Genomic DNA, 15,313 nt, shown 5'->3' on the forward strand with positions numbered 1-15,313 from the left:
CGTGAGGAAGGCCCCGGTGGGCTAGACTGCTGGGGCTGCGCGCTCGTAACGCCTTCCGCTAGGGCGGGTGAGGGGGAGCGCGTTATCCGACCCAATCCAACCGATCCATCCCTAGGAGCTTTGCCGTGTCCGAAGTAGTCATCAAGGCCGAGAAGCGCACCCAGTTCGGTAAGGGTGCGGCGCGTAAGATCCGCCGGAACCACAAGGTTCCCGCCGTCCTCTACGGGCACGGCAGCGAGACCCGGCACCTCACCCTGCCGGGCCACGAGCTGATGATCGCGCTGCGCACGCCGAACGTGCTCATCCGGCTGCAGGGTGACGGCATCGACGAGCTCGCGCTGCCCAAGGGCGTGCAGCGCGACCCGATCAAGGGCTTCCTCGAGCACGTCGACCTGCTGCTGGTGAAGCGCGGCGAGAAGGTCAGCGTCGAGGTCCCGGTCGTGGCCGTCGGCGACGTCGTCTCCGACGGTGTGGTCGACCAGCAGCTCACCGCGGTGAACGTGGAGGCCGAGGCCACCCACATCCCGGAGAAGATCGAGGTCAGCGTCGAGGGCTTCGAGATCGGCGCCGAGGTCCACGCGCGCGACCTGAAGCTGCCCCAGGGCGTCACCCTGGTCGACGACCCCGACGCCCTCGTGCTGCACGTGATTCCCGCCCAGGTGAGCGAGGAGCCCGCCGAGGGCGGCGAGGAGGCGGCCGCCGAGTAAGGCAGGGCGGCGGCGCCGCGCGATCCGTGCGCCATGGCGGTGCGGATCCCCCGTGGATCCGCACCCATGCGTCCGGCGCGGGATCCGCGGCACGGCCGTACGCTGCCGACGCGAAAGTCCGAGAGCAGGCCGGACGGCCGTGTGCCGTCCGGCCGCCCGTGCGACTGGGCCGGGTTCGCGGATTCGCGCGCCGACGGCGGCACCGGACCGGGCCCAGGCCGGATACGGTGTCGGATGCCGGGCGGGCGCGGCATGCGGCGGGCCCGCCCGCTGCTCGCGTTCCCCGAGCGTGTGCGATGAGCAGGGCCGGAGGGCAGGTCGTCCGAGCAGGAGGTGAGCCGGCGTGACGGCGGAGACGGAGACCCGGCGGTGGCTGGTCGTCGGGTTGGGCAATCCCGGGCCGGAGTACGCCGGTAACCGGCACAACGCGGGCTTCATGGTGCTCGACGAGCTCGCCGCCCGCGTCGGCGGGCGCTTCAAGGCGCACCGGTCCCGGGCCGAGGTGGTCGAGGGGCGGCTCGCCGGGCACCCCGTGGTGCTCGCCAAGCCGCGCTCGTACATGAACCTTTCCGGCGGGCCGGTGAAGGCGCTCGCCGACTTCTACAAGGTGCCGCCCGCCGAGGTCATCGTCGTGCACGACGAGCTGGACATCCCGTACGGCGCGCTGCGCGCCAAATTCGGCGGCGGCGACAACGGGCACAACGGCCTGCGGTCGATCACCAACGCGCTCGGCACCCGGGACTATTTCCGGGTGCGGTTCGGCATCGGCCGGCCGCCGGGGCGCATGGACCCCGCGGTGTACGTGCTGCGCGATTTCGCCACCGCGGAGCGCAAGGACCTGCCGCTGCTCGTGGACCGGGCCGCGGACGTGGTGGAATCGCTGATCACCCGGGGCCTGGCGGAGACGCAGAACCGTTTCCACGGCGCCGACCTCAATCCCGCCAAGCCGCCCCGCTGATTCGCATGCGGAATCGGTGCCGAGGGCACGCGATCACACATCCCGCTAATCCGGCAAACAGGTATGGCCGGAGATTTCCGAATTGTTGGTGTAATTGGCGCACAGCCATCCCGTACGCTTTCCAAGAATCGGCACGGGCACCGGACGGCGTGGTTACGATTTCATCACCGCCGGGGCGCGGCGCGGCGGGACGCCGCGGATTCGGGGCACAACGGCCTGGGACGGCCCCGGGAACGCGGAATCGGGTGCGGTGGGGCGGCGTTACGTTATCGGACCGGCGTTGACGTTGGATCTACCGCCCGTGAAGACCCCGGTCGGCCGCGACGAGGCGGAGACGGTCGGTGACGAGGAGCCGAAGGAGCCCGGAAGACACGTGAGCACCGCGAACGTACGCGACGACCACGAACTGGCGAGGGACCTGGCCACCGAGGCCGGCGAGCGACTGCTGGAGCTGCGCGAGCGCCGCTTCGCCGCGGGCGACGACCCCAAGGCGATACGCGACGCCGCCGACCTCGGCTCGCACCGGTTCCTCGCCGACGCCCTCGCCCGGCTCCGCCCGAGCGACCACCTGCTGTCGGAGGAGGCGACCCGCGAGGAGCGGCTCGATCCGCGCCGGCTCACCGCCGACCGGGTGTGGATCATCGACCCGCTCGACGGCACCCGCGAGTACGGCGAGCCGGGCCGGGCCGACTGGGCGGTGCACGTCGCCCTGTGGGAGCGGACCCCGGACGCGCCCGAGGGGCGGCTCGTCGCCGGGGCGGTGGCGCTGCCCGCGCAGGGCCGTACCCTGTCCACGGTGGAGCCGCCCAAGTTGCCGGGCCCTGCCGAGCGGCCGCGCATCGCGGTGAGCCGGACCAGGCCGCCCGAGTTCGTGGAGCGGCTCGCCGAGCAGGTGGGCGCGGAGCTGGTGCCGATCGGCTCGGCCGGGGCGAAGATCGCGGCCGTGCTCACCGGCGAGGTCGACGCGTACGTGCACGCGGGCGGGCAGTACGAGTGGGACTCGGCGGCTCCGGTCGCGGTGGCCCTCGCCGCCGGGGCGCACGCGAGCCGCATCGACGGCTCGGCCCTGACCTACAACCAGGCCGATCCGACCCTGCCGGATATCCTGGTATCCCTACCGGAACTGGCGCCCATGCTCCTTGCCGGCATCCGTGATCTGCACCGTTAGGGGAAGCGATGCCTCTGTGTGACTACACCACGTCGCAGCTCGACGTGCTCGAAGCCGAGTCGATCCACATCATGCGCGAGGTGGTCGCCGAGTTCGAGCGTCCCTGTCTGCTCTTCTCCGGCGGCAAGGACTCCATCGTCATGCTCCGCATCGCGGAGAAGGCGTTCTGGCCCGCGCCGATCCCCTTCCCGCTGATGCACGTGGACACCGGGCACAACTTCCCCGAGGTGATCGACTTCCGCGACCGCCGCGTCGCCCAGCTCGGCGCCCGGCTCATCGTCGCCAGCGTACAGGACTCGATCGACGCCGGCCGGGTGGTCGAGGAGACCGGCCGGCGCGCCTCCCGCAACCGGCTGCAGACCGTCACCCTGCTGGACGCGATCGAGGAGCACGAGTTCGACGCGGTGTTCGGCGGGGCGCGGCGCGACGAGGAGAAGGCCCGGGCCAAGGAGCGGGTGTTCTCCTTCCGGGACGAGTTCGGCCAGTGGGACCCGAAGAACCAGCGGCCCGAGCTGTGGAACCTCTACAACTCCCGCATCCGCAAGGGCGAGCACATCCGCGTCTTCCCGCTGTCCAACTGGACCGAGCTCGACGTGTGGGACTACATCCGGCGGGAGAACCTCGAGCTCCCGTCGATCTACTTCGCGCACACCCGCAAGGTGTTCGAGCGCGACGGCATGCTGCTCGCCGACTCCCCGTACGTCAACCGCGGTGACGACGAGCCGGTCTTCGAGGCCACCGTGCGGTTCCGCACCGTGGGCGACATGACCTGCACCGGCGCCGTGGAGTCCACCGCGCGCACGGTGGACGAGGTGATCGCCGAGATCGCCGCCACCCGCATCACCGAGCGGGGCGCGACCCGGGCCGACGACCGGTTCTCGGAGGCGGCGATGGAGGATCGCAAGAAGGAAGGGTATTTCTGATGGACATCTTGCGATTCGCCACCGCCGGGTCGGTGGACGATGGCAAGTCGACGCTGATCGGCCGCCTGCTGTACGACTCGAAGGCGATCTTCGAGGACCAGCTCCAGGCGGTCGAGCGCACCTCCCGGGCCCGCGGCACCGAGTACCTCGACCTGTCGCTGCTCACCGACGGCCTGCGCGCCGAGCGGGAGCAGGGCATCACCATCGACGTCGCCTACCGCTACTTCGCCACCCCGCGGCGGAAGTTCATCATCGCCGACACCCCCGGGCACATCCAGTACACCCGGAACATGGTGACCGGCGCGTCCACCGCGGACCTCGCGATCATCCTCATCGACGCGCGCAAGGGCGTGCTCGAGCAGTCCCGGCGGCACGCGTTCATCGCCTCGCTGCTGCGGGTGCCGCACCTGGTGCTCGCGGTGAACAAGATGGACCTCGTCGACTACTCGCAGGAGCGGTTCGAACAGATCCGCGAGGAGTTCACCGCGTTCGCCAGCAAGCTGAACGTCACCGACCTCACGTTCATCCCGATCTCCGCGCTGCACGGCGACAACGTGGTCTCCCGGTCGGAGAACATGCCCTGGTACCAGGGCTCCTCGCTGCTGCACCACCTGGAGAACGTGCACATCGCCTCCGACCGCAACCTCGTCGACGTGCGGTTCCCGGTGCAGTACGTGATCCGGCCGCAGAAGGCGACCGACCCGCGGTTCCACGACTACCGCGGGTACGCCGGCCAGGTCGCGGGCGGCGTGCTCAAGCCCGGCGACGAGGTGCTGCACCTGCCGTCCGGGCTCACCACCCGGATCGCCGCGATCGACACCTACGACGGGCCGGTGCAGGAGGCGTTCCCGCCGATGTCGGTCACCCTCCGGCTGGAGGACGACATCGACATCTCCCGGGGCGACATGATCTGCCGCCCGCACAACCAGCCGACCGTCACCCAGGAGCTCGACGCGATGGTCTGCTGGATGTCCGACACGACCAAGCTCACCCCGCGGGCGAAGTTCACCATCAAGCACACCACGCGCACCGCGCGGGTGCTCGTGCGCGACGTCCAGTACCGGCTCAACATCAACACGCTGCACCGCGAGGAGTCGGTCGGCGCCCTCGGGCTCAACGAGATCGGCCGGGTGACGTTCCGGGTCACCCAGCCGCTGTTCGTCGACGAGTACGCGCGCAACCGGGCCACCGGCGGCTTCATCCTCATCGACGAGGCCACCAACGCCACGGTCGGCGCCGGGATGATCGTCGACGCCCGCTGACCACCCGACGCCCGCCGGCGCCGGTCCTCGTCCGGCCGCGCCGGCGGGCCGTACGGCCCGCCGGGGACGGGCGCACGGCAAGCGCGGGTAGATCTTTGACCTTTCCTAGAGTTTTCGGTTACCGTTAGCGATAGCTTCGGCACGGTCCGTAGCGATAAGTAGGAGACCGTGCCTGTGAGTCATCGCGTCATCTATGTCGGCGGGCTGGGCCGGAGCGGCACCACCCTGCTGGAACGCCTGCTGGGCGAGCTCCCGGGCGTCGTCGCGCTCGGCGAGGTCGTCCACCTCTGGGCACGCGGGATCGACCGGGACGAGCCGTGCGGCTGTGGCCTGCCGTTCTTACGTTGCCCATTCTGGCGGCGGGTCGGCGAGCGCGCGTTCGGCGGCTGGAGCCCCGAGCTCGCCCGGCGTGTCCTCGCCCTGCGCCGCCGGGTCGACCGCACCCGGCGCATCCCCGTTCTCGCCCGGCGAACCACCCGGCCGGGCCGTACCCCCCGTCCCGGAAGCGCGCCCCCGGCACGACGCCCGGACCGGCTGCGCGAGTACGCCGAGGCGTACCGGCGGCTCTACCGGGCGGCCGGTGAGGTCACCGGCGCCGAGGTGATCGTCGATTCCAGCAAGCACGCCTCGCTCGCGTTCTGCCTGGCGAGCGCGGGCGAGCCGGTGAGCGTGGTGCACATGGTCCGCGACGCCCGGGCCGTGGCGCACTCGTGGAGCAGGTGGGTGCCGCGCCCCGAGGACGGCAGCCCCATGACCCGGTGGCGCCCCGCGGCGACCGCGGTGCACTGGCTCGCCCAGAACCTCGCCTTCCACCTGCTCGCCCGCCGCGGCGTGCCGGTGACCCGGGTGCGGTACGAGGACCTCGTCGACGCGCCCCGCCAGACGCTCGGCCGGCTCGCCCGCCGCCTCGGCCTGCCCGCGGCGCAGCCGTCCTTCCTCGCCGACGACGCGGCCGTGCTCTCGGTCGGGCACACCGTGTCCGGCAACCCCATGCGGTTCGCGGTCGGCACGGTGCCGCTGCGCCGCGACGACGCCTGGCGCACCGGCATGGCGCGGCGGGACCGCTGGCTGGTCACCGCGCTCACCTGGCCGCTGCTGCTGCGGTACGGCTACCGCCTCGCCGGGCAGGGGGCGTCGGCATGAGCGGCCCGTCGGTGGGCGTGGTCATCCCCACCCGGGGGGATCGGCCCGCCCTGCTCCGCGCCGCGCTCGCCGCCGTGCTCGCCCAGCGCCACCCGGGCCGCCTCGAGGTCGTGATCGTCGCCGACGGCTGCGACGTGGGCGCGGTGCGCCGCCAGGTGGCGGACCTCGCCGCGGACGGGCCGCGCCGGGTGCGGGTGCTCGCCAACCCCGGCGGCCCGCACCTCGCCCGGGCGCGCAACGCCGGGATCGCCGCGCTCGACACCGAGTGGACCGCGTTCTGCGACGACGACGACGTCTGGCTGCCGGGCCGGCTCGCCGCCCAGCTCGCCGCGCTGCGCGCCGAGCCCGGCGCGGACTTCGCCAGCTGCGCGATCGAGGTGGAGTACGGCGGGCGGCGCATCCCCCGGCTCGCCGGCACCGACCGGATCGGCCCGGAGCACCTGGTGCGCTCCCGCATGGTCATGGTGCACTCCTCGACCTTCCTGTTCCGCGGCTACCGGGTGGACGAGGACGCCCCCGGCGGCCAGAACGAGGACTGGGACCTCGCATTGCGCGCGGCCAAGCGGCGGCCGATCGTGCACGTGGACCGGCCGCTGGTGCGGGTCCGCTGGGGCCTGTCGCACTACGCCACGCACTGGGCGGGCCGCATCGCGGGCCTGGAGTGGATGCTCGACCGGCACCCCGAGCTGGTCGCCGACCGCCGCGGCGCGGCCCGCGTGTACGGCCAGCTCGCCTTCCACCACGCGGCGCTCGGCAACCGCCGGGCCGCGGCCCGCTGGGCCCGGCGCGCGCTCGGCCGCCGGTGGGCGGAGCCGCGGGCGCCGCTCGCGCTCGCGGTCGCGGGCGGCCTGCTCTCGCCGCGGTTCGTGCTCGGCCTGCTGCACGCCCGGGGGCACGGCATCTGATGGGGGCCTGGGTGCGCAAGGCGAAGACCCGGACCCGGCGGGTCCGGGTCGGGCCGATCTCGGTGAACCCGATGACCGAGGTCGAGGTGGTCGACCACGTGGTCGCGGCGCTCAAGCGCGGCGAGGGCGGGCGGATCGTCACGCCCAACGTCGACATCTGCCGGGCCGCCTCCCGGGACCCGGAGATCCGGGCGCTGGTGGAGCACGCCGACCTCGCGGTCGCCGACGGCATGCCGGTGGTGTGGGCGGCGCGGCTGCTCGGCACCCGGCTGCCGGGCCGCATCACCGGGGCCGACCTGATCTGGTCGCTGTCCGAGGCCGCGGCGTTCTACCGCTTCCCGATCTACCTGCTCGGCGGCCCGCCCGGGGCGCCGGAGCGGGCCGCCTGCGCGCTCGTCGACCGCTACCCCGGGCTGATCGTCAGCGGCTGGCGCAGCCCGCCGTACGGGTTCGAGCACGAGCCGGGGGAGGTCGCGGCGATCCGGTCGGCCCTGGTCCGGGCGAACCCGCGGATCGTGTTCGTCGGGCTCGGCTTCCCGCGGCAGGAGCGCCTCATCGAGACGCTGCGCGAGGAGCTGCCCGCCGCGTGGTTCGTCGGCTGCGGCGCCGCGATCGCGTTCGCGGCCGGGGCCGTGCCGCGCGCCCCGCGCTGGATGCGGCAGGCCGGGCTGGAGTGGCTGTTCCGGCTCGCGAGCGAGCCCGGACGGCTGGCCCGGCGCTACCTTGTCGACGACCTGCCGTACGCGCTGCGGCTGTTGACGGTCTGCGCACTCAAACGCCTGTTCTCGTGACCAGATCCCCGTCGGAAAAGTCGTCAGGCACTACCATCGCGGATGGGATGGACGAATGCGATCGTCGGCAGTTGCCGCCGGAGCTGCGGCTGCTGTTCGCTGATGACGGCGTGGGCCGGGTGCTGCCCACCGACCTCCCCGAGGGGGCGGTGGTGTGGCCGGACCCGAGTTTCGCACGCTTTCCTTCGCGTTCGCCTTCACGGCCCGCGTTCTGGCTGAGCGACGAGCCGGTGAGCGGGGAGCTCTGGGCGAAGCTGCGGGCCGCCCACCCCGAGTCGGGCCTGTGGCCGCTCCTGCTCGAGGACTCGGTGCAGCCGTGGTCGGCCGGCCAGATCGCCCCCGACAATCCGGCGCTCATCGACAACTTCGAGGCGGGGGCGTTCATGGCGGAGGTGTGGTCGGACTGGCTCGCCCAGGCCAGCCCCGAGCAGATCGAGGACCTGTTCCCGTTCGGCCGGGAGTGCCCGGGGCTCGCCCCGCCGGGGCGGCTGCTCGCCGAACCGGACGCCGTCGCCGACTGGTACGCGTGCGTGCTCGCCGAACGCCGCCCGCTGCTCGGCCTCGCCGCCGCCGACCGGGGCGCGGACGCGCTCGTGGTGATGGGCTGGCAGGGCGCGGTCAACCACAACGAGTGGGCGGTGCCGATGGCGGCGGTGGTGCGCAGCTGGGAGGAGCGGTTCGGGGCGCGCGTGGTCGGGGTGGGGTTCAACACCCTGGAGCTGAGCGTCGCCGCCCCGCCGGTCACCCCGGAGCACGCGATCCGGGTCGCCGCGGAGCACTGGACCTTCTGCCCGGACAACATCATCCAGGGCCCGGGCAACCTGGTGGACTACAGCGAGCAGATCATCGGCAAGTACTACTGGTCGTTCTGGTGGGACTGACCCGGGCGCCGGCCGCCCGGGTCAGCCCGGCAGCCCGGTCGATCCGGTGAGCTGTGCGACCCGGGCGATCTCCTCCGGGGTGAGCCGCTCCCGGTAGGAGGTGAGGTTCGCCGCCGGGTCCATGGGGCGGAACGCGGTGCGGGACAGCCCGGTACGCCGGAACGGCCGGTCCGTGGCGGCCGGGCCGGAGCAGGCCCGGCGGATGCGCACGGCGGCCCGCTCCGACCAGGGCAGGCCGCACCACTCGTACAGCTCCCGGTAGCGGCCCACCGGGTCGCGGGCGAGGTCCTCGTACCGCACCAGCCGGATGTCGGACCGGGCCGCAGCGAGCGAGACGGCGACGTCGCGGGCGACCGTCCACAGCGTCGCCGTGGCGGCGATCGGGTCCGCGCCGTGGCCGCGCAGCCGCTCCACCACCGGGTGGTCGCGCACCAGCAGCGGCTGGCCGAGCAGCTCGTGCACGTCGACCCGCCAGCCGAGCCGCCGCCAGCTCCCGACGAACGCCACCGGGTCGCGGATGAGCACCACCGCCCGGCAGCCCAGCCGCTCGCAGAACCACGCGGTGGAGAACAGCGCGAACGGGTCGTCGAGCAGCGCCCGGCGGCCGAGCAGCCGGCCGAGCGTGAACGCCGTGCCGTACTTCGCCATCCGCGCCAGGTCGTACGGCGAGCGGTTGCGGCGCAGTTCGGCGAGGAACCGGTAGCGCAGGGCGATCGTGTCGGCGAACGCGGCGAGCCACGGCTCCTCGTTGTCGGCGCAGATGTACTGGAACCGGTGGGTCACCGTGGCGTTGAGCACGCCGGGCGACCGGCCGGGCGGGTGCTGGGGGTTGAGCGGCTCGTTGACGTAGACGAGCCCGCCGCCGGCGGCGAGCATCTTGCCCGCCCAGCTCGTGCCGCTGCGCGGCAGCCCGGTCACGAGCAGCGGCGGCCGCCCGGGCGGGGCTACCGGCGCCATGACGGGTCGGCGCCGAGCCACGGGCGCAGCCGTTCGTCCCACGGGGCGAAGTGCTCGCGCAGCGCGCGGCGCAGCCGGTCCGGCATCGGCGAGGTCCGGGGGCGGGCGTTGTGCCGGCCGAGCCGTACCTCGCCCGCGGCGGGCAGGCCGAGGAAGGCGTACAGCCGCTCGAACGCGGGCCGCGGGTCGGCGAACAGGTCGCCGCTGTCGAGCACGAGCACCCGGTCGCGGCCGAGGTGCGCGGCGAGCCGGTCGAGCTGGTCGGCGTACCGGCCGCGGGCGAGGTAGGCGTGGTGCCGGTGGGCGTGGCTGACCGCGTACGGCTCCCGCCGCAGCCGCTCCTCCTCCCCGGCGAGCCGTTCCTCCTCCAGGGCCACGGCCCGCTCGAACGACGGCTCGGTCTCGAAGCCGCGGGCCAGCTCGTGCGCGTGCGCCGACCAGGCCCGCTCCACCGGGTCGCGCACCAGCACGATCACCTTCACGCCGGGCAGGTCGCGGGCGATGCGCTCGGCGGCGAGCGGGTGGAACAGGTAGTACGGCGAGGACTCGAAGGCGAGCGGCATGCGCCCCTCGCGCCGTGCCACCCGGCGCGCGGTGGCGGCGAGCGGGAAGTGCGCCCGGTACCAGGCCGGGCCCTTGTGGTAGGCGACGTCGAAGTAGTGCACGCCCTTGCGCCACACCGCCTTCAGCACGAGCGGGTGGCGGGCGAGGGAGCGGTAGAGCGAGGTCGTGCCGCACCGCTGCGCGCCCACGATGAGGAACGACGGCAGGACGCGGTGCGCGGCGGTGACCCGGCCCAAGGCCCAGGAGAGGCCGTGCGCCGCCCGCTTCGCCGCGGTGCGCGGCAGGGCCGGGTTCGCGCCGCGGCCGGGCGGCGCGGGCGCGACTTGGGCAAGGGAGTCGGGGATCACGAAGGCACCTCCAGAAGCGGGGCAAGCCATGCGGCAGGGGAGCCGAACGGCTCGTGGCCGTCGCGGCGATGCCGGTCGGCGAGCGTGACGAGGTAGCGGGCCGCGGTACGGCGGGCCGTGGCGGCGTCGACGCCGAACGGGGCGAGCAGCAGCGGGGCGCGCTCCAGGCACAGCCGGGCGGCCCGGGCCGGGCCCGCCCGCCGCAGTGACCGGTGGAGGAAGTGGTGGAGCGCGTCGAAGCCGAGCGGCACGCCGACCGCGAACCGCTCCCAGTCCCACACGAGCAGCCGCCCGCGCGGGCCGGGCGCGATGTTCCACGGCGCGAAGTCGCCGTGCCAGGCCCAGACGTCCGCCGCCGGGTCCGCGGTGTCCGGTGCCATGCCGTACGGCACGCCGGGCAGGGTGTCCGGCGGCAGGGCCGGCACGGTCCGGGGCAGCGTTCCGGTCGCCCTGCCCGTCGCGGTGCCGGTCGCGCCCGCGAGCGCGGCGCCCGCCGCGGCCGTGAGCGGCAGGTCAAGGGGCTCGGTCGCGGCCTCGTCCGCCGCGCCGTACCGGGGATCGGGCATCCGCCACCGGGCGTGGGCGGCGAGGCCGCCGATCTCGCGGATCGCCGCGGCGCGCAGGGCCGTGGACGGGCCGCGGCGCAGCCGGGGCACCGGCAGGGCGGACAGCACGAGCACGTCCATGCCGCGCCACAGGCCGTGGTGGAGCACCCTGGGGGCGACCACCACCTCGGTGGGCACGGTCTCGAGCATGCGCAGCACCGCGGCCTCGTGCCGGACCAGCCCGCGCACCCGGTCGGTGTCGGCGATCTTGGCGAACGCGATGCGCCGCCCCGCCTGGTACACCTCGAGCACCGGCTTGCGGTTCGCCCGCCGCGCCGGCCGTACCCGCAGCGCGACCCGCACCTCGCGGCCGAGCACCCGGCACAGGTGGGCCTCGATGCCGCCGTCGCCGACCGGCACCCGCACCGCCCGGCCGACCAGCCGGTGGTACGGCTCGCGCGGCACGAGGCGGCGCGGCACGAGCCGGTGGGGCAGCAGCGTGTACCGCCGCCAGGAGCCGCCGGGGGCGGCGGGGAAGAGCACGGCGAGGACCTGGTCGAGGTAGTCCAGCCGGATCCGGCGGTCGCTCATGCGTCCCCCCACATGAGCCGCCCGCGCCCGCCCGGGCCGTGGTCCGCGGGCCCGCCGGGGCACCCATCACCCCCGTACGGCACCGGCCGCCCGGGAGCGGGGGAGCGGGCGTCCACGCGCGGAAGCAGGCCGCCGAACGGGCGGCGGTGGCGCGCGCGGTAGGGGCCGCGCACCGGCGGGCTGTCCTGGTTGCGCCACAGCAGGGCGAACGAGATCAGGTACATGATCAGGGCCGTCACCAGCCCGTCGTAGATGAACATGTAGAACAGGGCGAGGATCATGACGAGCACTCCGGCCTGCCCGATCGGGGTGCGGTCCCGCCAGTGGCGGCGGATCGCCCCCAGGTAGAAGGCGACGTACAGGGCCGCGCCGGTGAAGCCCTGGCTGATCAGCAGCAGCCAGAGCTGGCCGTCGCTGCCGAGCGGGGGATGCGCGCACTCCCGGCACCACTGGGTCTTGCCGGTGGTGATCGACCGGTGGTTGCCGTGCGCGTTGCGGGTGTTGCCGAAGCCGATGATCGGGGAGTGCACGGCGGCGGCCACGGTCGCGGTCACCGTGAACGCGCGGATGTCGTTGCTGTGCGGGCTGTCGAGGCGCTGGCTCACGATCGTGCTGAGCGGGGAGAGCGCGAGCAGCACGGCGGCGGCCGCGACCGCGAGCAGCAGCCCGGGGCGGCGGCGTCCGCGCAGCACGACGTAGAGCACCGAGATGCCGAGCCCGATCCACAGGCCCCGGTTGAGCGAGTACACGATCGGCACCGCGGCGAGCGCGATCAGCACGCCGCACGCGATGCGCCGTGCCGTACCGCCGTAGACCCACCAGCCGACGACGAACCAGATGATGAGGATCGAGATGTTGCTGCCCCACGCGTTCGCCCACTCGAACGGCGCCTCGGGCCGCGGCGAGGCGTGGCCGAGCACCCGCTGGGTCTGCGACACCGTGGGGTGGATGAGGTTCTGCACGAACGGGTGCCCGCCGATCCAGTCGGGCAGCAGCATCTCCAGCGGCGCGGTGAACGAGAAATCCGGCGCGAGCACGCCGAGCAGCCCGCCCGCGACCGTGGTGACGAACAGCGCACCGAGCATGCGCACCAGGGTGAGCTGCGGCAGCTCGCGATGGCTGAGGTTGCCCAGGTAGAGCACGGTGATCAGCACGGACAGGTAGAGGGCGAGCCGGACCAGGTAGCCGATGACGCGGCCGGGGGAGAGCTCGCCGTACGTGCCGGGCGGCGTGGCCCCGAGCATGCACGCGGAGATCAGGTAACCGGCGAGGAGCAGCAGCCACAGCCCGAACCCCCGCGGCATGCGGATGGGGCGGCGCCGCCACAGGATCACGGCCATCGGTACGGCGAGCACGATGATCGACAGCCCGCCGAAGCCCAGGGCCCACCAGATCGGGTAGCCGACGAGCAGCGCCGCGATCGGCCAGACTGCGGGGCTCACCACGCGTGGGCGTGGGCCATGCGCGGTGCCCGGCTCTCCCGGTACACCGCCACGCCGCTGCCGACGAGCAGGCCGAGGAAGAGGCCGCTGCCCAGGTAGAGCGGCAGCCCGGGGCCGGTGGGGGAGTCCGGGGGCCGGGCCGGGCTGATCACCGTGCCCGGGGTCACCGCCACGGTGCGGAGCGCGTCGGCCTTGGCGGTGAGCGTGGCGACCTGCCGGTTCAGCAGGGTCTGCCGCCGGGTGGCGTTGAGGTACTCGGCCGAGCCCTTGGCGAGGGTGGGGAGGGAGGCGGTGACCTCGGTGAGCGCCTTGTCCGCCTCCCGGATCGCGGCCGCGACCAGCCGCTGCTGCGCGGCGAGCGTGCGGTTGGCGATGGCCTCGCGGTTGGCGAGGTAGGCGGTGGCGACCGCCTGGGCGCCGGAGGCCGCGGCGGACGGGGTCGCGGCCGAGTAGGAAACGGCGAGAATCGCGGAATTCGGCGGCACGTTTATTGTGATATTTCGCCGCACTTCGTCGATATCCCGGATGCCCAGTTTCTCCGCGGCGAGCCCGGCGACCACGGCCGACTGCGCGATCTGTGCCTCGGTGTCGAGATTGAGGTTTTCCCGCTGCCGCGGACCGAGATTGTTCGGTTGATCCTGTACGCCCGTCGGTGTCACGAGCACCTGCGCGGTCGCGGTGTACGTCTCGGGCAGCACCGCGTGCAGCACGATGCCGCCGAGCGCGCCGACGAGCACGCACACGCCGGTGAGCAGCCGGTGCCGGCCGAGCAGCGAGAGGAAGGGCGACCTGCTCATGGGGACTCGCGACCCTCTTCGGTGAGGTGGATCGGAAAAGACACCAGGCACTTTACTGGATGTTCATTCCGGGCGGCCGATGCTCGAGTGAAATGCCACGAAAATAGACTAGGGCGAGTTTTGTCTTTCGCAGGAAAGCGTTGGAAAGTGGTAAAGTCGCCCGCGTTCCCCAGGCGTATATGAAATGCTTGCTCCGGCATCCTCGGAGGGGGCGAGATGGGACGAATGGGGGAAATGCGCGGTCCGCTGGGCGACGGGTCCAGGCCGGGCCGGATGCCCGGTTCGCGCCGGAGGGCGGCCGTGCTCGCCGCCGGGGTCGTCGCGGGGGCGTCGCTCGCGACCGGCGCGTGCGTCGCCGGGAACGCGCCGCGGGCCGAGGCGGGCGCCCCGCCCGCCGCCGAGGTCATCCGCCCCCGGCACTGCAAGGCGACCGAGAAGCTCATCCCCACCTGCGGAGCCTGGTGGGGGATCGCCCCCGAGGTGTTCACCAGGCGGAGCCCGGCGGTGGCCCTGGAGCGGGCCGAGCGGCGCATGGGCCGCAAGGCGGCGATCCTGCACGTCTACCACCGCAACGACGAGCTCTTCCCCACCCCCGAGGAGCGCGAGCTCGCCAAGTCCCGCATCCTGCTGATCAACTGGAAGGTCAGCCTCGAGCGCCCCTGGGCGGAGATCGCGGCCGGCCGGTTCGACCGGCGCATCGACCGGCTCGCCCGGTACATCAAGCGGACCTTCCCCAAGCGCTTCTTCCTCACCATCCACCACGAGCCCGAGGACGACGTACGGCCGCAGCCCGGCTCCGGCCGTACCGCGCGGGACTACGCGGCGATGTTCCGCCACGTCGTCACCCGGCTGCGGGAGCGCGGCGTGACCAACGCGGTGACCGTGATGACGTACATGGGCGCGCCGAACTGGGCCTCGAAGCGGTGGTTCGCCGACCTGTACCCCGGCGACGACGTGGTCGACTGGGTGGCGATCGACCCGTACGCCGACCACCGGGTGCGCGACTTCGCCGGCCTGGTGAACAAGATCCGGCCCGACTACCCGAACTGGCCCGGCTTCTACAAGTGGATGCAGGCCCGCTTCCCCGGCAAGCCGTTCATGGTCGCCGAGTGGGGCGTGTTCGAGGACCCGGACGACCCGCACCGCAAGGAGCGCATCTTCCGCTCGGTCGCGCGGCAGATCCACGACTTCCCGCAGATCAAGGCGCTCGTCTACTTCGACTCGCCGCGGGCGCCGCGCGGGGACACCCGGTTCGACACCACGCCGGGCGCGGCGCGCGCGTTCACCGCGCTCGCGCGCAGCCCGCACTTCACCGCCACGCCGGTGCCCTAG

At 73.4% G+C, this 15,313-nt stretch carries 15 protein-coding genes; 10 read left to right on the top strand and 5 right to left on the bottom strand.

Annotated features, from left to right (window positions below; all coding sequences use genetic code 11):
• Positions 1–125: 125 nt before the first annotated feature.
• The 9 genes from FHX40_RS01200 (at position 126) to FHX40_RS01240 (ending at position 8,738) form a co-directional block, all read left to right on the top strand.
• Positions 126–707, top strand: a complete 582-nt coding sequence (locus FHX40_RS01200) for a 50S ribosomal protein L25/general stress protein Ctc (RefSeq protein WP_142257884.1) — start codon at positions 126–128, stop codon at positions 705–707.
• A gap of 343 nt (positions 708–1,050) precedes the next feature.
• Positions 1,051–1,665, top strand: a complete 615-nt coding sequence (pth, locus tag FHX40_RS01205) for an aminoacyl-tRNA hydrolase (RefSeq protein ID WP_142257885.1) — start codon at positions 1,051–1,053, stop codon at positions 1,663–1,665.
• Positions 1,666–2,038: 373 nt separating this feature from the next.
• The gene (locus FHX40_RS01210) at positions 2,039–2,833 is read left to right on the top strand and encodes a 3'(2'),5'-bisphosphate nucleotidase CysQ (RefSeq protein ID WP_142261469.1); all 795 of its coding nucleotides are present in this window, start codon (positions 2,039–2,041) and stop codon (positions 2,831–2,833) included.
• A gap of 8 nt (positions 2,834–2,841) precedes the next feature.
• On the top strand, positions 2,842–3,756 hold the full coding sequence (cysD, locus tag FHX40_RS01215; protein WP_142257886.1) for a sulfate adenylyltransferase subunit CysD: 915 nt from the start codon (positions 2,842–2,844) through the stop codon (positions 3,754–3,756).
• Positions 3,756–5,018, top strand: a complete 1,263-nt coding sequence (gene cysN, locus FHX40_RS01220) for a sulfate adenylyltransferase subunit CysN (RefSeq protein WP_142257887.1) — start codon at positions 3,756–3,758, stop codon at positions 5,016–5,018. The genes cysD and cysN overlap by 1 nt, the downstream gene beginning before the upstream one ends.
• 168 nt (positions 5,019–5,186) lie before the next feature.
• Positions 5,187–6,161, top strand: coding sequence for a sulfotransferase family protein (locus tag FHX40_RS01225; RefSeq protein ID WP_229788829.1), 975 nt, complete (start codon positions 5,187–5,189; stop codon positions 6,159–6,161).
• On the top strand, positions 6,158–7,066 hold the full coding sequence (locus tag FHX40_RS01230) for a glycosyltransferase family 2 protein (protein WP_142257888.1): 909 nt from the start codon (positions 6,158–6,160) through the stop codon (positions 7,064–7,066). Before FHX40_RS01225 ends, FHX40_RS01230 begins: the two co-directional genes overlap by 4 nt.
• An 11-nt stretch (positions 7,067–7,077) precedes the next feature.
• On the top strand, positions 7,078–7,857 hold the full coding sequence (locus FHX40_RS01235) for a WecB/TagA/CpsF family glycosyltransferase (RefSeq protein ID WP_229788830.1): 780 nt from the start codon (positions 7,078–7,080) through the stop codon (positions 7,855–7,857).
• Positions 7,858–7,904: 47 nt separating this feature from the next.
• Complete coding sequence (locus tag FHX40_RS01240; protein WP_142257890.1) at positions 7,905–8,738, top strand: DUF4253 domain-containing protein; 834 nt, start codon at positions 7,905–7,907, stop codon at positions 8,736–8,738.
• A gap of 21 nt (positions 8,739–8,759) precedes the next feature.
• Here the strand turns inward: FHX40_RS01240 and FHX40_RS01245 are convergent, their stop codons facing one another.
• From FHX40_RS01245 to FHX40_RS01265, 5 genes are read right to left on the bottom strand one after another with little or no spacing between them, the layout of a single operon-like run.
• Complete coding sequence (locus FHX40_RS01245; protein WP_142257891.1) at positions 8,760–9,695, bottom strand: sulfotransferase; 936 nt, start codon at positions 9,693–9,695, stop codon at positions 8,760–8,762.
• Positions 9,683–10,543, bottom strand: coding sequence for a sulfotransferase family protein (locus FHX40_RS01250; RefSeq protein WP_373286898.1), 861 nt, complete (start codon positions 10,541–10,543; stop codon positions 9,683–9,685). The genes FHX40_RS01245 and FHX40_RS01250 overlap by 13 nt, the downstream gene beginning before the upstream one ends.
• Before the next feature lie 59 nt (positions 10,544–10,602).
• Complete coding sequence (locus tag FHX40_RS25360; protein WP_189136217.1) at positions 10,603–11,742, bottom strand: hypothetical protein; 1,140 nt, start codon at positions 11,740–11,742, stop codon at positions 10,603–10,605.
• Positions 11,739–13,184 carry a hypothetical protein gene (locus FHX40_RS01260; RefSeq protein ID WP_229788832.1) on the bottom strand — a complete coding sequence of 482 codons (1,446 nt, stop codon included), beginning with the start codon at positions 13,182–13,184 and terminating at the stop codon, positions 11,739–11,741. Before FHX40_RS01260 ends, FHX40_RS25360 begins: the two co-directional genes overlap by 4 nt.
• Positions 13,181–13,981, bottom strand: coding sequence for a Wzz/FepE/Etk N-terminal domain-containing protein (locus FHX40_RS01265; protein WP_142257893.1), 801 nt, complete (start codon positions 13,979–13,981; stop codon positions 13,181–13,183). The genes FHX40_RS01260 and FHX40_RS01265 overlap by 4 nt, the downstream gene beginning before the upstream one ends.
• A gap of 273 nt (positions 13,982–14,254) precedes the next feature.
• On the opposite strand from FHX40_RS01265, the gene FHX40_RS01270 reads away from it, so the two are divergent.
• Positions 14,255–15,313 (top strand): glycoside hydrolase family 26 protein, encoded by a 1,059-nt coding sequence (locus tag FHX40_RS01270; RefSeq protein WP_142257894.1) that lies wholly within the window; start codon positions 14,255–14,257, stop codon positions 15,311–15,313.

This window comes from Thermopolyspora flexuosa (assembly GCF_006716785.1).
In the GTDB taxonomy this organism is placed as follows: Bacteria; Actinomycetota; Actinomycetes; order Streptosporangiales; family Streptosporangiaceae; genus Thermopolyspora; species Thermopolyspora flexuosa.